The organism is Caballeronia udeis (assembly GCF_044909315.1).
Taxonomy (GTDB): domain Bacteria; phylum Pseudomonadota; class Gammaproteobacteria; order Burkholderiales; family Burkholderiaceae; genus Caballeronia; species Caballeronia udeis_A.
This window is the reverse complement of the sequence record NZ_JBIYEB010000015.1, coordinates 73,225-91,788: the sequence shown is the minus strand read 5'-3', so window position 1 is coordinate 91,788 and position 18,564 is coordinate 73,225. Positions and strand designations below refer to the sequence as shown.

Genomic DNA, 18,564 nt, shown 5'->3' with positions numbered 1-18,564 from the left:
AGATGATCTCGTTTGATCGCAAGCTCGTAAAAATCAAGAAGGTAACCGGCGTCGAAGAATTCAAGGGCGACAAGCGCGACTATGGTTGCAGCGTCCGTATCGAGTGGGTCGTCGCCAACACGATCCTCGACGAGTTCGACAAACACGCGCGTACTGCATTCTACGAGCGCGATACGGGCAAGCCTGCTGCCAGCGCGGAAGGCCAGGGAGAATTGTCGCTGCCGCGCCAGGATGTCGAACTGACGAAGCGCAAATGCATCAACGTCGTCACGCCGTTGCACTTCGTCAAGGAACTCGACGGCTACGAGATCACGTTCCATCGTGGCGCCACCGAGAAGTCGGATATCAAGCTGACTGAGGTTCGTCTCGATGACTTCGTTGGCGATCCGCAGGAAGGTGGCTCTGTGCTGATGTCCTGCAATGCGTACATGAAGCCAGCAGCTGAGGTGCGCGGGTATATCGATCACATGAGCAAAACCGAGATCGAGATCACCTTGACGCCGCCGAGCGAGAAGCAGGCAGAGATCAAGTTGCCGAAGGAATCGAAGAAGAAGGCAGCAGCGGCCAAGATCGGAACGGATGCCGATCCCTTCGCCAATAGCGACCTCGCCCAAGACGAAACGCGCATCGAAGCATAACCACGAGCGTCCGCGCATCTGCTGCGATGGGCGCTAATTGAGAGGATTGGGAAATGACAACGCATACATCGGGGCCGTGGGCCTACATCGACGCGACAAAAGTTGCCGCTATGCAGTACGCCAAGTTGTGCGTCATCAAGGCTGGCGATAAGCAGATTGCGTCGTTTAGCTGGAGTGACAATAGCCCTTGGTTTCCGTCAATGGACGAAGCCCAAGCCAATGGTCGCCTGATCGCTGCGGCTCCTGATTTGCTCGATGCTGCCGTGGCGTTCATGGCAATCATCGATCCTGACGGTGACTCGACAGATATCTGGGCCAAAGATATGCGTGGCGCCATCGCAAAAGCAACAGGCTCACCATGACCGACCCTCTCTCCCGCCCCTTCCTCACCGCTGCTATGGCCTATCTCTCCGCGAGGAAGCCAACGCTCGCGATAGAGCATGCGTTCATCGTTGCGGTATTAGAGCTTGTGGCGCGGAAGTCGGGGATGACGGCGACGATTCGGATTGGGGATGGGTTGATAACTAGAAATGGAGAAGCACGATGAGTCAATCAAAGAGAGCATCGCTAGCCGAAACTTTAACCAATGTCGCCATCGGCTATCTGGTTGCGCTTGCATCGCAACTCGCGATATTCCCGCTGTTCGGCATCCATGTGGCCTTTCATGACAACATCGCAATCGGCCTCTGGTTCACTGCAATCAGCATCGTTCGCAGCTACGTTTTGCGCCGTGCCTATAACCATTTCGGCAAGAGGCCTGGAAATGGCGCTTAGTTCGCATCAGAGCGCAGCTTTCAAGAATGACGAATGGCTGACGCCTCCCGAAATCCTCGCACCGCTTGGTTCATTCGATCTCGATCCATGCGCGCCCGCTGTGCGGCCGTGGGAAACCGCAGCCCAGCACTTCACGGAAGCCGACGACGGACTGCTGAAGGAATGGCGTGGTCGTGTCTGGTGCAATCCGCCGTTCGGTCGGGAGGCCGTTAAATGGCTGCGGCGAATGGTCGAACATGCAAACGGAATCGCGTTGATCCCGGCGCGGACAGAAACGAAGATGTTCTACGAATGCGTATGGGGGAAATCGGATGCTGTGCTGTTTATCCGTGGGCGTCCGCACTTCCATTATGTCGATGGCCGGCGAGCGCCATTTAATTCTGGTGCGCCCATATGTCTCGTCGCTTACGGCCAAAACAATGTCGATGCGCTGCTGAAATCTAACCTCGGATTCGTAGCTCTTCCATAAAGGAACGAAATGACCACCCCCAGCACACCTGATCTCGCGGTATCTGTAGCGAGTGAGCAGGAATGGTTTGAGGCGCACAGACAGCGGTTGGCCCTCATGCCGATGGACGCGCTTGTGCATGCAGTATGGATGGCAGCTCTCTCCACCGCCCCGACCACCGGAAGCGCGCCGGAAGCGCAAATCCTTGCCGATGAATCAAATGGTGCGTGGGCCGCGTTCGAGAAATCGACACACGCTGAAATGAGCAATCAAGAGGACCTTTGGCACGTATGGCAAGACGCATGGGATGCCAAGTCTGACAGTCCCGCCGCGAGTGTGCCGCACCCAAGCGTGGTCGCCAGTCTGCTGAAACGCATTGATTCGGCTATAGACAGGATCACCAGCGGCAGTTCGTTGATGCGCGTACCCGCAGAGGACACCGACCCTGATCTAGTCCTCGCGGAGTGTCGCGCCCTCCTCAGTGCACAAGGTGCCAAGGGGGAATGATGGAAGCCGTTAAGACGTTGAAGCTACGGATCAAAGATAAGCACGCAAAGACGTTGCTGGCCATGGCTCGCGACGTCAATACCGTGTGGAGATCGCTGAAATGGCAATGACAAGTTCAGAGCGTGCCAGAGAGTGGCGAATAAGGAATCCAGACAGGGCTAAGGCACTCCACGAACGTCAGTACGCCGCCAACACGGAAAAGATCAAGGCCAAGGCCAAGCAGTGGGCAGAGGCAAATCCGGAGCGGAGGAAACAGATCAAAGCAGCGTATGACGACCGACGCAGAAACGATGCCGAAACATGGTCGAGACATATCACTAGGTCAATCAAATGCAGATGTTCGAAGAACGATCTGCCGTTCGACTTGACATGGGAGGACATCCTGTCTCTGATACCTGCCGATTTGACTTGCAAGGTTCTTGGTATCCCATTGATCTTCGGCGGGAAGTTATCGCGGAATAGCCCATCCATCGATAGGCACATCCCATCACTTGGCTATGTGAAGGGGAACGTATCTATCATCTCGATGAGAGCAAACGCCATAAAATCCGACGCTACCGACCCTAACGAATTGCGCAGCGTTGCCGACTACATGGCAAGGAACATAGCCGCTCGCGGGCTTGCGACGCTGGCAGCAGGAGGCCCACCCGTGGGCAGGAGCCAAATAGACGCTGCAAGGAGAAAGTAATGAAACCAATTCTAATCGACGGGATTCCGTCTATGGGCGGAGATAAATCATGACTGAGCAAGAAATCCTAACAATCTGGAATGCCAGTTTAGAAGCTGGTTGGGCTGAACGTCCTGTTGTGTTTGCTCGGGCTATTCTCGACGCTGCGCCGAGTGGCTATATAAACCACGTTGCGCAAGTCCTCGCGTGCGAGATCGAATGCGGCATATTCGAGCAGCATGTTGCCCCGGCGCTGGAAGTAGCGCGCAAGGCGATTTCCCCCACGCAGGGCGCAGATGCGCGACCGGCGGCGAGCGAAATTGGTTGGACAGGTAACACCGAGATCGACGCCGCACTGATTATGTTGGATCGGCTCGACGTGCAGAGCGACGATGACACGCGCGTGGACGCAATTTCCGCCACGTTGCGCCGACTCGCCACCCGCGACGCCGCGCCAAGCAATCCATGGACGTCCGCACCTGAAGCGCTCCCGACGAAGCCCGGTAACTATCTGGCGATGATGGCCGATGGCAACTCGTTCGGCTATACCAGCGACGAACCGGTGCTCGTAGAGTTTGATGCGTACACCGATCGTCCGGGGCAGTTCACGATCAGCGATTCGTGGACGAACGGACCTGAGACTGCGACTGAGGAAGTTGAGTTTTGGATGCCGCTTCCTGCGCGGCCAACGAAGGGGAAGACACGTGACTGACGAACGGATTTTCGAACTTGCCGAACTCAATCTAGGTTATGACCGCGCCGTGCGCACTCTCGATTTTGCACGTGCCATTGAACGCGAAGTGCAAGCCCACGCCACCCCTACTGCCGAGGTCAGCAATGCTGCGGGCTGTGGGCGGGATACGGAGCGGTTGGACTTCATGATCGAGCAGCGGGTCTGGGTTCAGTGGACATTGCGTGATGGGTCGATCAGGCAATGCCAAGTCTATGACCAAAACGAGGATGAGGAATATCTCGTGGTATCGGGCGAGGATCGATATTTCAACACGGCACGAGAAGCGCTAGACGCTGCTATCGAGTCGCAACGAAGCGGGGATGGATCGTGAGCACTGACTATGACCTGTACTGCACAGTGTGCAAAAAATCGGTGAAGTGTATCGCCTCGAGCAGCATTGCATATGGAGACAAGATGTGGCGCGGGCCGGGATTGCTCGACGAGATTGAGAAATTTCTGTTCGAGCATCGTGCGCATTCCTTGCTCTTTGAAGACTCGGATGCATTTGATGCCGACGATGAAATAGCTGAGTAACTCCCGCTAGTAGCGGGAATGGGGAGAGAGCATGAGTGATAGGCTAATGACTGCCGCCGATCTCGAGCGCGTGACAGGGATGAAGCGGTTCAGCAACCAAGTAGAATGGTTCCGGCGCGAGTTTTCAGTCAATGTGGCCCGCTGCGGAGACGGTAGCCCGATTATGACCTGGGCCACCTTCGAAGCATTGAACCAAAAGCGCGCTGGCCTGACTTCAGCGCCATCAAAACAAGAACGACCGCCCTTGCGGTCCAGCACGCTCAGGTCTGTCAAATGACGGTATCCGAACTGATCGAAGAATTGCAAAAATTTCCCGGGCATCATCCGGTGGTCATCGAATATCCGGGCGAGCCTAATTATGAGACTGGCGGTATGGGTTTCGAATTAGGTTCGATTGACGGCGCGACTGAGCGCGTTATCTTCTCGCATCATCAACCTACCGTGGTTATCTCTGCATTGGGGTGGTGTAAATGAACGCAGCACGTCGCCGCACCGTCCCCGATGGCCTCCCCAATCGAGTCTATGCCAAGAGCGGCAGCTATTATTGGGTGCCGAAGGGCGCCGGCTGGATCAAGCTGTGCCGCGTAGACGACGGTGAGCGCAAGATGCTTGAGCGCCTGGCGGCCGAGATGCGTAAGCGCGAGCGGCCCGAAGGCTTGGGCAATATCCCAGCGCTGGTCGACCTATACACCGATGCGCACAAGGCCGCGCACCGCGAAAAGCGCTGGGAAGACTATGGAAAGCCGGTGAAAAAAGACTTTGCCGACATCAATATCGATCAGGTCGACCCGGCCTGCGTCAAAGAATTCCTGCGCAATAACTGGCACGACAAGTTACCGATGAAACGCATGATGCGGTCGTTCCTCAACGGGTTCTTCCAATGGTGCCGGGAAGAAGGCTACATGACCGCGGAGAACCCATGCAACGGCATTAAGATGCCTAAGCCCGACCCCCGCGATGTCTATATCCCTAACGATCATTTCGATTTAATCCGGTCGAATATCGATGACCCGATGATCCTGTGCATGGTCGATCTCTGCTACCTAACCGTGCAGCGATCTACAGAGATTCGCAATCTGCGTTGGCGCAAGACTGACGACAAGACAGCCAATTGGGTAGATCGCGAGAAAGGCGTCATCCATTTCATGCCGTCCAAGACGCTAAAATCAAGCCGTGTGGCCGTCGATTGGCCGATCAGTGCCGAGATAGAGACGGTTCTTGAGCGAGCCCGTACAGCAGGCAGCGTGAAGTCTCAGTACGTCGTGCATAACCAGGAAGGTGGCTTCTGGTCCGATACCTCAGCGTTGCGCGTCTGGCGTCGAGCATGTAACGCGGCGAAGCTGGGAAAGCATGGCTACACGATCAAGGATATCCGGGCGAAAGCGCTCACCGATGCGCAGCGCGCTGGGTACGATATGAAGGCTCTTCGGATAGCTGCTGCGCACACCGATGCGAAGACGACAGAGATTTATTTCAAGGGTCGGGAAGCGCCGGTCAGCACTATCCATTTGACGATACCGAAGTCCGCTTAACGCCAGAATATTAGAAACTCTCTCGAAAATATTAGAAACGCCTTACTGGTATTGGGTTTGCGGGCGATTATTTTGATAGAGATACAACATCGCCATGAGCATCATCAGCGAGCCGACCAGCGAGAAGAAGAAGAACTTGACGGCCGCCAGCACGCGTCCGCTTCCACCCCAGGAGCCAATCAGCAGGTACATGGGGATCAACGTCGCTTCGAAAAAGACGAAGAACAGCATGCCGTCGAGCGAGGCGAACGTACCGATCATCAGCCCCGACAGAAACATGAACGACGCGAGATATTGCGCGACGCGCACCGTGATCACGTTCCACGAAGCAATGGTCACGATCAGGGTCGTGAATGCTGTGAGCACCGTGAGCCACATCGAGATGCCGTCGACACCAAGGTGGTACGAGATGTCGAAAGCCGGCAGCCAGTTCACGCGCTCAACGAATTGCATAGCGGCGGAATGCGTTTCAAATCCGGTGACAAGCGGCAGCGTGACGATGAAGCAGATGGCGGACCCGGCGAGCGCGAGCCAGCGTGCAGGCATTGGGTTGCGGTCGGACCCGATCCTGAGAATCGCGACGCCCAAGATGATCGGAAGCCAGATGGCAAGACTGAGAAGCGGTAAGGATGACATCGCTGAGATAAGACCTTGTTTTAAGCACTGATCGGCACTGCCTGAGGCATGGCCGCTGCCGGGAATGAAATAGTGAAAGCTAACCGTCAGCCTGTTTTCCATGATCCGGCGTTAAACGGCGGACGTAAGGAAACGAAAACTCGTCAGCGATTGCGAGCACTCGGGCTACGGGTTAACGAGCATAATTCAGGCGAAAATATTTTGCACCGCAGCAGCAATGAAATTTTTTTGATGTCCCGTTAGTGTTTGATTTAATGGATTTTTGCTGTGAAGGAGGGAATGTAAAAATGTGCGATTGCAAAATATTTTGTAGATATTGACCCAAAATATGGGACGTCTCCGCAGCTATCGGATGACTTGATGTCCCGTTGAATGACTGCAGACATTTCTTACATCGATGCTTTCATTTTTATTTTCTGCGACTGCATTCGTTCAACTGCGACTCCGTGAAGTGGTATCGCGCTGCCGGGCGATTCGAGCGCGCGCATCGTGAAAACTCCAGGCTGAGGTCGCCCGGGAATCGTCATTAGCTTCCGCGTTTTCCGCTTCAAATATTTCGTATTACTTGGCATGTTTGGCGGGGCGCTCACCTTTCCATGTCCGGCAGACGTCTTGCAGCCACCATCGGAGCGCACACGATCCGGTCAAATCTAAAAAAAACTTCATGCTTCGATAGCGTTGTTTCAGACTTCGCGACTCCCGGAATTACATAATGAATGGACCGATTACACATTGGGAGTTTCGCGATGTACCAAACACTACTAGTCGAGGCGGTCCACGATTCCGGGCGTCAGGCAGTACGCTTCAATATCGGGTCGAACGCGGCAATCCTCGATGTCGACGACGTCGACTTGCTGATCGAACGTCTCAGCCATATACGTTCGGGACTCTTGCCGGCCTTGCCGCAAGAACCGTCGCGCACGCATAACTATGTGATCGAGATTGACCCGTGCTGGTATCTGGACAAGAATCCGCTGTTTGACGGGGTGGTTCTGCTGTTGCGTCATACCGGGCTCGGCTGGGCAGGATTTGCGATCCCTCAATCCAGCCTGGAGCGCCTGCAGGACGCTATCGTCAAGCCGGTGCCGCAGTCGTTTGAAGTGAGCCAGATACCGAGTTGATCGGGGTTTACGTCATCACCGAACGCGCGTTACAAAAGACCGGCGAGGAGCCGGTCGACCTGTAGATCGGGGCGGCACAAAGAACCCTGGGCGTCATCCACACAACCTATCGCCTCCGCACCGCCCCAACTGCTTTTAAGCTCCGCGGTACACATCGCATACTCACCCGTACACAAAAAATCGACGCCGCGTGAACACACGCGGCGTCGATCATTTACCCACTCAATCCTTGCAGCTTAGAACCGGTGACGCATACCAACCGTCACAGCCACTTGCTTGTTCGTCGTAGAAGGGCTCAGGCCGTTGATGTCCGCATCACCCAGAACCGTACCGTCGCCACCCGACGCGTGTTGAAACACGCCTTCCGCATACACGTCCGTGCGCTTGCTCAGGTCATAGTCAGCGAGCAGCGAGAACTGGTGATACTTCGGCTTCGCGTCGCCGGCAGCCGTGTTGAACGAGCCGTTCGTGAACGTGTAAGCGCCCTCAAGACTCATGGCCGGCGTCAACGCATAACGCGTATTCACTTCGTAGTTATCCAGACGCAAGCTGTTACCCGACAAGGCCGTATAACCGTCGTTCATGTTGATCGCATCAAGACCATCAAGCTTCGTATGCGTGTACACGAACCCGACCGTGGCCGGGCCGAAAGCGTAGTTGACACCACCGCCGAACGTGCGTTGCCGCGCAGCGACGAATGTAGCCGTGTTATTCGCTCCCGACACCGCACCATTTGCATTGTCGCCCTGCCCTGGGTTGTTGATCTGCAAATACGATGCAGCGATGCTCAACGGACCATTGGCGTAAGACGCTCCGGCGCTGTAAGCGCGATTGTCCGAGAACGCACCCGCTTTGTTCGAAAAGCCGTACAAACCGCCGAACTTGAAACCGGCGTAATCAATGCTCGCAAACTTCACCGAGTTGCTGACGCTGAAGCTGTTGTCCAGGTTGTCGTTGTCGAACGGGTGGGCAGCAAGGTTGTTACCCAGGCCCTGGCCTGCTTCCGAGAGCGGCGCCAGATAATCAACCGTTGAATCGTATTGCTTGCCGAGCGTCACCGTACCGTACTGGTTCGATTGCAAACCCACATAAGCCTGACGACCGAAGATCTCGTTCGACTGCATGAGCGCACCGTTGTTCGCGTTGAAACCGTTTTCCAACTTGAAGATGGCGTGCATGCCGCCACCGAGGTCTTCACTGCCCCTCAAGCCCCACAGTGTGTCGCTCACATTACCGCTACCCACACCCCACGATTGACCCGACGAAGCCGAACCCGGCGTGTGCGAGTTGTTCGCATACACCACGCCGGCATCAATCACGCCATATAGCGTGACGCTGCTTTGTGCATGAGCGGCTACAGCGAAAAGGCCGGAAACAGTTGCAGCCAACAGAACTTTCTTCATCTTGAACTCCACATAGATAACGGGTTCCGGGCCAGGAGGCAGCCTGCAACGCTGCTTGACGTTGTCACAGCGGTTGACACAGCCGTTGACACAGCGCTTAAGCGAAGCAGATAGTGCTTCGAGCGGGAAGACATGCAGCGTTGAGTGCGGCCCTGACCTCAGAGCATCGAAGTCTACGGAGCGAGTGGCGCCCGGCAGCGTGGTCGAACTGAATGACAGATTTTCAGTTTTCGAAAGCAAGGTTTGGACAGTCAGCGCAAACGCAGACGTACGCTAGGTTTGAGCGGCATTCCTGTTTTGTCTCATTTCCATCATCGAGGGTTTGCGTGTATCGAATGCACCACGCTGTTGATCTATGGTTGTCTTAAGAACGGCCGACAAAGTTAAAAAAGACTTAATGAAGCAGGCGCGTCCTTGTTACGTCACGTAGCAGATCATGCGGTCAGTCAAATCGATACAGGCTGCCCTTCATGAACCAGCTACAAGCAATGCGCGTGTTCACCCGCGTCGTCGATCTCACCAGCTTCAGCCTGGCCGCCAAGCAACTCGGCATGTCGGCCGCCGCTGTCACGCGCAGCATCAGCATGCTGGAAGCACACCTGAACATGCGCCTCCTGAACCGCTCCACCCGGCGGCTCTCGTTGACCGAAGCAGGACAGGCCTATGTGGATGGTTGCCGCACGATCATCCAGCAACTCGATACGATTGAAGAGAGCCTCGTGCGCTCGACCCGCGATCTCAGCGGCACGCTGCGCGTAGCGGCGTCGACCACGTACGCGGCATGCGGCCTGAGCAATCTTCTCGCGGCGTATCGCGCTGCATACCCGCGCATTGGCTTTGACGTGACGACCTACGACTCCCCTATAGAGTTGATAGAAGGCGGTTTCGATGTTGGTTTTTCCGCGGATCGCAACCTGCCCAACTCGTCACTGGTCTGCCGTCATCTGACCGCGTTCAAGGAGGTAGCGGTCGCCTCGCCGGGTTATCTCTCTCAACACGGCACGCCGGTGAATCCCGCGGCGCTGGCCCATCATCATCTGCTGTCGATCTCAGACGGCTCCGCGCGTAATTGGGAATTCTCGGACCAGAACGGCGTGTATCGCGTGGCGACCGGCAACGCGCTGCATGCCACGAGCAGTGCAACGGTTCGTTCGGCTGCGCTCGCGGACATGGGGATCGCACTGCTGCCGGCCCCGCTGGTCAAGGACGATCTTGCGAAAGGCTTCCTGCTTCCCATCCTCGGCCAGTTCCAGATAGCGGGCGGCATGCGCCAGGTGTCCATTCTCTATACCGGCCGCAACTACCTCTCCGCGAAGGTCCGGCATTTCATCGACTTCTCGGTGAGCCAGTATCGCGCACCTGATAACGCGGCAGGACTGCGTGCCGCGGCTTGATGTGCATTCCGTGCATCCCCCACTCTGGAGCGCGTTGTAATGCCAAAAGTACTTGCCATAGAAGACGACGAACTGATGGCGCAGGAAGTGTCACGCGCATTGTCAGCACCGGGCTATACGGTCCAGGTTGCCCGCACCGGCCGCGACGGTATCGCCAAGGCCATTGGCGGCCGGTATGACATCGTGACGCTCGATCGCATGTTGCCGGACCTGGATGGCCTCACGATCGTGACGACCATGCGAGGCGTAGGCATAGACACGCCTGTGTTGATCGTCAGTTCAATGAGTCACGTGGATGACCGCGTGCGCGGCCTGCGGGCCGGCGGTGACGACTATCTCACCAAGCCCTTCTCCCACGATGAAATGCGCGCACGCGTGGAAGCATTGCTTCGACGCAAGGCCGGACCGTCATCCAACGAAACCGTCCTGCGCGTGCATGGCCTCGAACTCAATCTGGTCCGCCGCCGCGCGACACTGCACGGCCGTGTGCTCGACCTTCAGCCCACCGAATTTCGCGTTCTCGAATTCATGATGCGTCACGTGGGCCAGGTGCTGACACGCACGATGATCTTCGAAGGCGTATGGGGCTGCCGTTTTGATCCGGGTACCAACCTGATTGATGTCCATGTCGGGCGCCTGAGAAAGAAAGTGGATGACTCCACCGGCCGCCCGGCGATCCGCACGATTCGCGGCTCGGGTTATCTGCTGGACTGAGCTCTTCATCATCGAGCGCAACCGCAGGGTGCTGAACACCTTGTGGTTGCGCTCGAGTTTCGTCAAGCCCTCCTGCTTTCCCGAAACTAAAACTAGTTTCATTTTTCCCGCGCGTGGGCGTTAACCCGATCCTTCCAGAATGACTGACACCGGCGCTGTCATTGCCGGGGCGGTCCGATGAGCAGTCCGATGCGTAGTCCGATCCCCCGATGTTCTTGCGTCCTTGATGTTCTTACGTCCTTAAGTCAGCGCGAACCATGCGCACCCTGAACGGAGCCGTTCTCAATGTTGAAAATTGTCCGATTAGCTTTGACTCGGCCCTATACGTTCATCGTGCTGGCGATGCTGATCGTGTTGATCGGTCCGCTCGCTGCACTCCGTACGCCGACGGACATCTTCCCCGATATCCGCATTCCCGTCATCAGTGTCATCTGGAACTACGCGGGACTCCAACCGGACGACATGTCGGGCCGTATTGTCACGTACTACGAACGTACGCTCGGCACGACTGTCAACGACGTCCAGCATATTGAATCGCAGTCGTTCCGGGGTTATGGCATTGTCAAGATCTTCTTCCAGCCGACCGTAGACATCCGGACGGCAACCGCACAAGTCACTTCGGTCTCGCAGACGGTGCTCAAGCAAATGCCGCCGGGTGTTACGCCGCCGCAGATCCTGAACTACAACGCGTCGACGGTTCCGGTCCTGCAGATTGCCCTTACCAGCAACACGATCGACGAGCAAAAGCTTGCCGACTACGCGACCAACTTCATTCGTCCCGCGTTGGTGAGCGTGCCCGGCGTGGCCATCCCGACGCCGTACGGCGGCAAGACCCGTGAAGTGCAGATCGACCTGGACCCCCACGCGTTGCAGGCAGACCGTCTCTCCGCTACGGACGTGGCGAACGCGTTGGCGCAGCAGAACCAGATCGTGCCGGCAGGGACCCAGAAAATTGGCGACTTCGAATACAACATCAAGCTGAACAACAGCCCGCTCGCGCTTGACCAGCTCAACAATCTGCCGGTCAAGACAATCAACGGCGCGACCATTTATATCCGCGATATAGCACACGTTCGCGACGGCAATCCGCCGCAGACCAATATCGTGCGTCTCGACGGTCACCGTGCCGTGCTGATGAGTATTCTGAAAAACGGTTCGGCCTCCACGCTCGACATTATCGCGGGCGTCAAGGCGAAGTTGCCGCTGATTCGCGAGACCCTGCCGCCGGGCCTCAAGCTCGTCACCATGGGTGATCAGTCCGTGTTCGTGAAGGGGGCGGTGAGCGGCGTGGCGCGCGAAGGTATCATCGCCGCCGCGCTGACCTCGCTCATGATCCTGTTGTTCCTGGGAAGCTGGCGCTCCACGCTGATCATTGCGTCGTCGATCCCACTGGCGGTGCTGGCTGCCATCGCGGGGCTCTCGGCGATGGGCGAGACGCTCAATGTCATGACGCTCGGCGGACTTGCGCTTGCGGTCGGTATTCTCGTCGACGATGCAACCGTCACCATTGAGAATATCAACTGGCACCTGGAACAGGGCAAGCCCGTCAAGGATGCCATCCTGGATGGCGCCGCACAGATCGTCACGCCTGCTCTCGTCTCATTGTTGTGTATCTGTATTGTGTTCGTGCCCATGCTGCTGCTCGACGGCATTGCACGTTTCCTGTTCGTGCCCATGGCCGAGGCGGTGATCTTCGCGATGATCGCCTCGTTCGTGCTCTCCCGTACCTTTGTGCCGATGATGGCGCAATACCTGCTGCGTCCGCACGCGTCGGGCGGTCACGCATCGGGCGAGCTTGCCGCGAGCATGGACCCGCACGGCACGATCCATCACGCGCCTTCGAACAATCCGCTGGTGCGATTCCAGCGCGGTTTCGAACAGCTATTCGGGCGCTTTCGCGGCGTGTACCGCATCCTGCTCGGGATGGCGCTCAGCAGCCGCAAGCGGTTCATCATCGGTTTCCTTGCCGTGGTCGGGGCGTCGTTTCTACTCTCACCGTATCTTGGGCGCAACTTCTTCCCGGACATTGACTCGGGCGAAATCGCGTTGCATGTGCGAGGTCCGATCGGCTTGCGGATCGAACAGACCGCCGACCTCTTCGATCACGTCGAGAACACCGTTCGCCGGACCATTCCGCCGAACCAGTTGCGAGCCGTCATTGACAACATTGGGTTGCCGAACAGCGGCATCAACCTGACCTATAACAACAGCGGCACGATGGGACCGTCCGACGGCGACATCCTCATCTCGCTCGGCGAAGATCACGCGCCAACCGCCGCGTACGTCAAGAAACTGCGCCGGCTGCTGCCGCGCGAATATCCGGGCGTGACCTTCTCGTTCCTGCCGGCCGACATCATTTCGCAGATTCTCAACTTTGGGTCACCGGCCCCCATCGACATCCAGGTTGCCGGTCCGAATCAGGACGCCAACTATGCGTATGCCGAGCAACTGCTGCGCAAGGTGCAACTGATTCCGGGGATTGCCGACACCCGCATTCAGCAGGCGACAACCTATCCGCAATTCACGGTGTCGGTTGACCGGACCCGTGCCAACGAACTGGGTATCACAGAGGGCGATGTGACGAACTCCGTGGTGGCCAATCTCTCCGGCACGAGTCAGGTCGCCCCGACCTACTGGCTCAACCCGCGCAATGGCGTGTCGTATGAGGTCGTCGCACAAACACCGCAGTACCGCATGACCTCGCTCAACGACCTCGGCAACCTGATGGTCACCGGCAAGACCGGCGAAGCGCAGATTCTCGGCGGCATTGCGACGATCAAGCGCGGAGTGGGTAACGCAGTTGTTTCGCACTACAACATCGAACCCCTGTTCGACATCTATGCGACCACCCAGGGCCGCGATCTGGGCGCCGTCGCCGCGCGGATCAACACGATCGTGCACCAGAGCGCCAGGGACGTGCCGAAGGGTTCGCAAGTGACGGTGCGCGGCCAGGTGCAGACCATGAACAGCGCGTTCATGGGACTGGGGCTTGGCCTGGTTGCGGCAATCGTGCTGATCTACCTGCTGATCGTGGTGAACTTCCATTCGTGGAGCGACGCGTTCGTGATCGTGACCGCCCTGCCGGCGGCGCTCGCGGGCATAGTCTGGATGCTGTTCATTACGCACACGCCACTGTCCGTCCCCGCGCTGACAGGCGCGATCCTCTGCATGGGGGTCGCCACGGCGAACTCCATCCTGGTCGTCACCTTCGCCCGTGAACGGTTGGCCATTACCGGCGACGCACTGGTCGCCGCCATGGAAGCCGGCTTCACGCGGTTCCGCCCGGTTCTGATGACCGCCCTGGCCATGATCATCGGCATGTTGCCGATGGCGCTGGGCCTGGGCGACGGCGGCGAACAGAATGCCCCGCTCGGGCGTGCGGTGATCGGCGGCTTGATGTGCGCCACCATCGCCACGCTGCTTTTTGTCCCTGTCGTGTTCAGCCTCGTGCATCGCAATGACAAGCCTCAAGAGGATCACAACCCTTCCGGATCAGGAGAATCGCATGTCCACTGAAATTGAAATCAATTCCCCCAAGCGCTTGCGTCATCTGAAACTGATCAGCGTGATCCTTGCGTTGATTGCTGCCGGCGTGGTGACCAATGGCATCATCAGCCGCTCGCGCGCCGAGCGTGAACTCACGACCTGGACCGACGCGCAAGCCGTGCCCACGGTGGCCACCGTCACGCCCCAGTTGCCCGCGGCCGAGCAGTCACTCGAACTGCCGGGGCAACTCGCGGCCTTCGTCAACGCACCCATCTATGCCCGCGTGTCCGGCTACCTGCAAACGTGGTACGCCGATATCGGCACGCACGTGAAGGCGGGCCAGTTGCTGGGCGTGATCGATACGCCGGATCTCGATCAGCAACTGCAACAGGCGCGAGCCGACCTTGCGAATACAGTAGCGAACGAAAAGCTCGCGGCAACCACCGCGCGACGCTGGACGCAGATGCTGAAGCAGGACTCGGTGTCGCAACAGGACGCCGATGAAAAGACCAGCGACCTGGTCGCCAAGCAGGCGACCGTGGATGCCAGCCGCGCGAACGTCGCGCGCCTCGAAGCGCTTGAATCGTTCAAGCGGATCACGGCGCCGTTCGACGGTATTGTGACGGCGCGCAAGACGGATATCGGCGCATTGATCGACGCCGGCGGCGGCACGGGTCCGGAACTGTTCGCGGTTTCGGACGCACGCCGCTTGCGGGTCTATGTGAACGTGCCGCAAAGCGATGCCGCAGCGATCAAGCCCGGACTTACTGCAAAGCTGACCGTGCCGGAACGTCCAGGCATGACGTTCGACGCGAAACTCGTGGACACGGACGACGCCATCACGCCCGCATCGGGTACGTTGCTGGTGCAGTTGTCGGTGGACAATTCATCGGGGCTGCTCTTGCCGGGCGAATACACCCAGGTCAACTTCGCGTTGCCGAACAGCGGCAACGCACTGCTGGTGCCGGCAAGCACGCTGATCTTCCGCACCAACAACATGCAAGTCGCGGTCGTCGATCCGAATAATCACGTGCACCTGAAAGACGTGAAGATCGCGACCGACCTCGGCACCCATGTCCTGATTGCATCCGGATTGTCGGCGAGCGACCGGATCATCGACAACCCGCCGGATTCGCTCGCCGAAGGCGAACTGGTGCGCCATGCCGCGACCACCGTGGCTACCGCAGCGACCGGGCATCCGGAGCATGAGCATGGTTAAACGCCATATCCTGGTCGCGGTAGCCTGCGCCGTCGCGCTGAACGCATGTTCGTTCGCCCCAACCTACAAGGTGCCCGCCACCGCGATTCCCACGACCTTCAAGGAAGCCGGTCCGTGGCAACCGGCGAAACCCGCCGACCGCATCCCGCGTGACGGCTGGTGGACCATGTATCGCGATCCGGTATTGAGTTCTCTGGAAGCAAGGATTGCGACTGCGAATCCGAACGTTGCAGCCGCCGTCGCGCGGCACGATGAAGCCAGCGCTTTTCTTCAGGAAGCGCGTTCCGGCCTGTTCCCCACGATTGGCGCCGAAGCCGACGTTTCGCGGCAACGGCAATCGGATAACCGGCCGTTGCGCGGCGTGGGCCAGCCTTCAACCTACAACACGGCAGACGCCGACGTAGGGATTGGCTATGACCTCGACCTGTGGGGCAAGGTGCGCAATCAGGTCAGCGCCGGCCGCTCACAAGAGGAAGCCAGCGCGGACGATCTCGAGTCGTTGCGCCTGAGCCTTCAGGCAAGCCTCGCGTCGACGTACTTCGAATTGCGTGGACTCGACCAGCGCGCCAAGCTGCTCAACGACACCATCGATACCTACAAGCGTGCGCTGAAGCTGACCGTGAGCCGTCACAACGGTGGCCTCGCCTCGGGCATGGATGTATCGCGGGCGCAGACACAACTCGCTTCCGCCCGTGCGGCCGCCGACGACACCCAGGCGAGCCGGGCGCTGCTCGAACATGCAATCGCGACGCTCACCGGAACGCCGGCCTCGTCGTTCTCGTTGGCGCCGGACGTTGCGTTCAATTATTTGCCGCACGTACCCGTCGGAGTGCCCTCGACACTGTTGCAACGCAGGCCCGATGTTGCAGCGGCGGAGCGGCGCGTGGCGGCGGCGAATGCAAATATCGGCGTAGCGAAAGCCGCGTTCTACCCGGACATTTCACTCGGCCTGGATGGCGGATACCAGAGCGATACCCTTTCGCCGTGGCTCGCGGCGCCTAACGAGATCTGGTCGGTGGGACCGCAGTTGCTGTTTACGATCTTCGACGGCGGCAAGCGCAGCGCAGCCGTGGCGAACTCGCGGGCGGAACTCGCCGAGAACGGCGCGAAGTACCGGCAGACCGTGCTCGTGGCATTCCAGCAGGTCGAGGACGGCCTGGCGCTGCTGCATCATCTCGGCGATGAGTCGGTCAACGAGGATCAGGCGTTGAGCGCTGCGCAGCAGACGCTCGCGCTGGCGACGTCGCAGTATAAGGACGGCGTGGTGAGTTATCTGGACGTGGTGACGGCGCAGACCACGGAGTTGACCGCGCAAATCTCGTCACTGGACTTGCGTATGCGGCAACTGACGGCTTCCGTATCGCTGATCCAGGCTCTCGGAGGTGGATGGACCGGCAAGGCCGCCTGACGCTTGTTTGATCCGCGGAAGTAAAAACCGCCGCCGGGATATTTCAGCCCCGGCGGCGGTTTTACATCGTGCCCTGCCCGGGCAGGATCAGAAGCGCATACGAACACCCGCTGCGACCACCGTCTGCTTGCCATTCGACGACGCGGCCAGGTTGTAGATCGACGCATTGCCCAATGCATTCACCCCTGTTGCTCCGGTCGCGTGCTGGTAGACGCCTTCGAGGTAGACGTCGGTACGGCGGCTCAGCGCGTAGTCCGCCTGCAGCATGAACGCGTTCCACTTCGGAGAGAGGCTCGACGTGGCGGTGTCGAACTTGCCGTCCGTGAACGTGTAGGAACCGCCCAGGGTCAACGCCGGTGTCAGTGCGTAGCGAGCGTTCAGTTCGTAGTTGTTGAATGTGAGCTTGTTGCCGGAAAGCGCGGTGTAAGAACCACCCTGCGAGATCTCGCTAGGGTCGTCGAGCGTCGTGCGCGTGAACACGGCGCCAATGGTCGCGGCACCAATGACGTAACGCGCGCCGGCACCCATGATGCGCTGGCGGCCGCCGACCAGCGTCGCATTGCTGTCGCTGCTCGAGAGTGCGCCACCCGTGTTCGCCGGCGCCGTTACACCGCCCGGATTGTTGGCTTGGAAGTATGCAGCAGCAAGACTCAAAGGACCGGTGTTATACGACGCGCCCGCCGTATAGGCGTTGTTGTTGCTGAAGCCATTCGATGAATTGCTGAACGCGTAGGCGCCACCGAACACGAGACCGCCGTAGTTCACGCTGCGGAACTTGACCGCATTGTTCATGCGGAAGTCGTTGTTCAGGTTGTCGTTGTCGAACGGGTGATCGGCTATGTTGCCGCCGAAGCCCGAACCCGTTGCCGAGAGCGGCGCCACGAAGTCCACCATGGAGTCGTACTGGCGTCCCAGCGTAACGGTTCCGAAAGCGGAGCTTGAAATACCGACCCATGCCTGACGCCCGAATTCGTCGCCACCGTTCGAGAACTTGCCGTTGTCGATGTTAAAACCGTTCTCGAGGTCGAACACGGCCGCCAGACCTCCGCCGAGGTCCTCCGTGCCTTTCAGGCCCCAGCGATCCGTGCTCACGTTGCCGCTTTGCAAGCCCCACGCGGCATTGCCACCCGTCGCGGCTTTCTGGTTGGAAATATAGTCGATACCCGTATCAAGTGTGCCGTACAAGGTAACGCTGCTTTGTGCGTTCGCGGCTTGAGAGACCGCGGCCGCGATCAGGCTCAAGGAGGCAATCAACGCTTTGTTCATGTGTGCAATTCCAGGATGATGCGGCTGCTGTTCCGCTCTCCGGCATGGCGAAGACAAGATGGCGAAGTGCAGCCGCCCGACTCG

Annotated in this window: 19 protein-coding genes and 1 pseudogene; 17 read left to right on the top strand and 3 right to left on the bottom strand. The window is 58.5% G+C overall.

The window, feature by feature from the left end; translation table 11 throughout:
* Positions 1-2 precede the first annotated feature (2 nt).
* From ABH944_RS23515 to ABH944_RS23460, 11 genes are all read left to right on the top strand, one after another.
* Positions 3-638, top strand: a complete 636-nt coding sequence (locus ABH944_RS23515) for a hypothetical protein (RefSeq protein WP_404609761.1) — start codon at positions 3-5, stop codon at positions 636-638.
* A 53-nt stretch (positions 639-691) separates the two neighbouring features.
* Complete coding sequence (locus ABH944_RS23510; RefSeq protein WP_404609762.1) at positions 692-1,000, top strand: hypothetical protein; 309 nt, start codon at positions 692-694, stop codon at positions 998-1,000.
* Between the two features lie 181 nt (positions 1,001-1,181).
* Positions 1,182-1,412, top strand: a complete 231-nt coding sequence (locus ABH944_RS23505; RefSeq protein WP_404609763.1) for a DUF7220 family protein — start codon at positions 1,182-1,184, stop codon at positions 1,410-1,412.
* Positions 1,402-1,881, top strand: coding sequence for a DNA N-6-adenine-methyltransferase (locus ABH944_RS23500; RefSeq protein WP_404609764.1), 480 nt, complete (start codon positions 1,402-1,404; stop codon positions 1,879-1,881). The genes ABH944_RS23505 and ABH944_RS23500 overlap by 11 nt, the downstream gene beginning before the upstream one ends.
* A 9-nt stretch (positions 1,882-1,890) precedes the next feature.
* On the top strand, positions 1,891-2,367 hold the full coding sequence (locus ABH944_RS23495) for a hypothetical protein (RefSeq protein ID WP_404609765.1): 477 nt from the start codon (positions 1,891-1,893) through the stop codon (positions 2,365-2,367).
* A gap of 100 nt (positions 2,368-2,467) precedes the next feature.
* The gene (locus ABH944_RS23490; RefSeq protein WP_404609766.1) at positions 2,468-3,055 is read left to right on the top strand and encodes a hypothetical protein; all 588 of its coding nucleotides are present in this window, start codon (positions 2,468-2,470) and stop codon (positions 3,053-3,055) included.
* Between the two features lie 49 nt (positions 3,056-3,104).
* Positions 3,105-3,746, top strand: coding sequence for a hypothetical protein (locus tag ABH944_RS23485; protein ID WP_404609767.1), 642 nt, complete (start codon positions 3,105-3,107; stop codon positions 3,744-3,746).
* On the top strand, positions 3,739-4,098 hold the full coding sequence (locus ABH944_RS23480) for a hypothetical protein (RefSeq protein WP_404609768.1): 360 nt from the start codon (positions 3,739-3,741) through the stop codon (positions 4,096-4,098). Before ABH944_RS23485 ends, ABH944_RS23480 begins: the two co-directional genes overlap by 8 nt.
* On the top strand, positions 4,095-4,301 hold the full coding sequence (locus ABH944_RS23475) for a hypothetical protein (protein WP_404609769.1): 207 nt from the start codon (positions 4,095-4,097) through the stop codon (positions 4,299-4,301). Before ABH944_RS23480 ends, ABH944_RS23475 begins: the two co-directional genes overlap by 4 nt.
* Before the next feature lie 273 nt (positions 4,302-4,574).
* Entirely contained in the window at positions 4,575-4,775 is a 201-nt protein-coding gene (locus ABH944_RS23465; protein ID WP_404609770.1) for a hypothetical protein, read from the top strand.
* The gene (locus tag ABH944_RS23460) at positions 4,772-5,833 is read left to right on the top strand and encodes a tyrosine-type recombinase/integrase (RefSeq protein ID WP_404609771.1); all 1,062 of its coding nucleotides are present in this window, start codon (positions 4,772-4,774) and stop codon (positions 5,831-5,833) included. Before ABH944_RS23465 ends, ABH944_RS23460 begins: the two co-directional genes overlap by 4 nt.
* Positions 5,834-5,908: 75 nt before the next feature.
* Here the strand turns inward: ABH944_RS23460 and ABH944_RS23455 are convergent.
* Positions 5,909-6,469 (bottom strand): annotated as a pseudogene (locus ABH944_RS23455) (proton-conducting transporter transmembrane domain-containing protein); the annotation flags it as partial.
* Between the two features lie 746 nt (positions 6,470-7,215).
* Between ABH944_RS23455 and ABH944_RS23450 the strand changes: the two are divergent.
* Positions 7,216-7,590 carry a hypothetical protein gene (locus ABH944_RS23450; RefSeq protein ID WP_404609772.1) on the top strand — a complete coding sequence of 125 codons (375 nt, stop codon included), beginning with the start codon at positions 7,216-7,218 and terminating at the stop codon, positions 7,588-7,590.
* 236 nt (positions 7,591-7,826) lie between these two features.
* On the opposite strand, the gene ABH944_RS23445 is transcribed toward ABH944_RS23450, so the two are convergent.
* On the bottom strand, positions 7,827-8,993 hold the full coding sequence (locus ABH944_RS23445) for a porin (RefSeq protein ID WP_404609773.1): 1,167 nt from the start codon (positions 8,991-8,993) through the stop codon (positions 7,827-7,829).
* 470 nt (positions 8,994-9,463) lie between these two features.
* On the opposite strand from ABH944_RS23445, the gene ABH944_RS23440 reads away from it, so the two are divergent.
* The 5 genes from ABH944_RS23440 (at position 9,464) to ABH944_RS23420 (ending at position 17,214) form a co-directional block, all read left to right on the top strand.
* Complete coding sequence (locus ABH944_RS23440) at positions 9,464-10,387, top strand: LysR family transcriptional regulator (RefSeq protein ID WP_404609774.1); 924 nt, start codon at positions 9,464-9,466, stop codon at positions 10,385-10,387.
* Positions 10,388-10,426: 39 nt separating this feature from the next.
* Entirely contained in the window at positions 10,427-11,101 is a 675-nt protein-coding gene (locus ABH944_RS23435; protein ID WP_404609775.1) for a response regulator transcription factor, read from the top strand.
* 285 nt (positions 11,102-11,386) lie between these two features.
* A complete protein-coding gene (locus ABH944_RS23430) occupies positions 11,387-14,617 on the top strand; it encodes an efflux RND transporter permease subunit (protein ID WP_404609776.1) in 3,231 nt (1,076 codons plus the stop codon).
* Positions 14,607-15,806 (top strand): efflux RND transporter periplasmic adaptor subunit, encoded by a 1,200-nt coding sequence (locus ABH944_RS23425; RefSeq protein WP_404609777.1) that lies wholly within the window; start codon positions 14,607-14,609, stop codon positions 15,804-15,806. The genes ABH944_RS23430 and ABH944_RS23425 overlap by 11 nt, the downstream gene beginning before the upstream one ends.
* On the top strand, positions 15,799-17,214 hold the full coding sequence (locus ABH944_RS23420; protein WP_404609778.1) for an efflux transporter outer membrane subunit: 1,416 nt from the start codon (positions 15,799-15,801) through the stop codon (positions 17,212-17,214). The genes ABH944_RS23425 and ABH944_RS23420 overlap by 8 nt, the downstream gene beginning before the upstream one ends.
* A gap of 87 nt (positions 17,215-17,301) precedes the next feature.
* Here the strand turns inward: ABH944_RS23420 and ABH944_RS23415 are convergent, their stop codons facing one another.
* Entirely contained in the window at positions 17,302-18,480 is a 1,179-nt protein-coding gene (locus tag ABH944_RS23415; protein ID WP_404609779.1) for a porin, read from the bottom strand.
* Positions 18,481-18,564 lie beyond the last annotated feature (84 nt).

Bases quoted from the DNA above. Each gene is read 5' to 3' on its own strand.
- ABH944_RS23515 (WP_404609761.1), top strand. From the start codon at position 3: ATGATCTCGTTTGATCGCAAGCTCGTAAAAATCAAGAAGGTAACCGGC.
- ABH944_RS23510 (WP_404609762.1), top strand. From the start codon at position 692: ATGACAACGCATACATCGGGGCCGTGGGCCTACATCGACGCGACAAAA.
- ABH944_RS23505 (WP_404609763.1), top strand. From the start codon at position 1,182: ATGAGTCAATCAAAGAGAGCATCGCTAGCCGAAACTTTAACCAATGTC.
- ABH944_RS23500 (WP_404609764.1), top strand. From the start codon at position 1,402: ATGGCGCTTAGTTCGCATCAGAGCGCAGCTTTCAAGAATGACGAATGG.
- ABH944_RS23495 (WP_404609765.1), top strand. From the start codon at position 1,891: ATGACCACCCCCAGCACACCTGATCTCGCGGTATCTGTAGCGAGTGAG.
- ABH944_RS23490 (WP_404609766.1), top strand. From the start codon at position 2,468: ATGGCAATGACAAGTTCAGAGCGTGCCAGAGAGTGGCGAATAAGGAAT.
- ABH944_RS23485 (WP_404609767.1), top strand. From the start codon at position 3,105: ATGACTGAGCAAGAAATCCTAACAATCTGGAATGCCAGTTTAGAAGCT.
- ABH944_RS23465 (WP_404609770.1), top strand. From the start codon at position 4,575: ATGACGGTATCCGAACTGATCGAAGAATTGCAAAAATTTCCCGGGCAT.
- ABH944_RS23460 (WP_404609771.1), top strand. From the start codon at position 4,772: ATGAACGCAGCACGTCGCCGCACCGTCCCCGATGGCCTCCCCAATCGA.
- ABH944_RS23450 (WP_404609772.1), top strand. From the start codon at position 7,216: ATGTACCAAACACTACTAGTCGAGGCGGTCCACGATTCCGGGCGTCAG.
- ABH944_RS23445 (WP_404609773.1), bottom strand. From the start codon at position 8,993: ATGAAGAAAGTTCTGTTGGCTGCAACTGTTTCCGGCCTTTTCGCTGTA.
- ABH944_RS23440 (WP_404609774.1), top strand. From the start codon at position 9,464: ATGAACCAGCTACAAGCAATGCGCGTGTTCACCCGCGTCGTCGATCTC.
- ABH944_RS23435 (WP_404609775.1), top strand. From the start codon at position 10,427: ATGCCAAAAGTACTTGCCATAGAAGACGACGAACTGATGGCGCAGGAA.
- ABH944_RS23430 (WP_404609776.1), top strand. From the start codon at position 11,387: ATGTTGAAAATTGTCCGATTAGCTTTGACTCGGCCCTATACGTTCATC.
- ABH944_RS23425 (WP_404609777.1), top strand. From the start codon at position 14,607: ATGTCCACTGAAATTGAAATCAATTCCCCCAAGCGCTTGCGTCATCTG.
- ABH944_RS23420 (WP_404609778.1), top strand. From the start codon at position 15,799: ATGGTTAAACGCCATATCCTGGTCGCGGTAGCCTGCGCCGTCGCGCTG.
- ABH944_RS23415 (WP_404609779.1), bottom strand. From the start codon at position 18,480: ATGAACAAAGCGTTGATTGCCTCCTTGAGCCTGATCGCGGCCGCGGTC.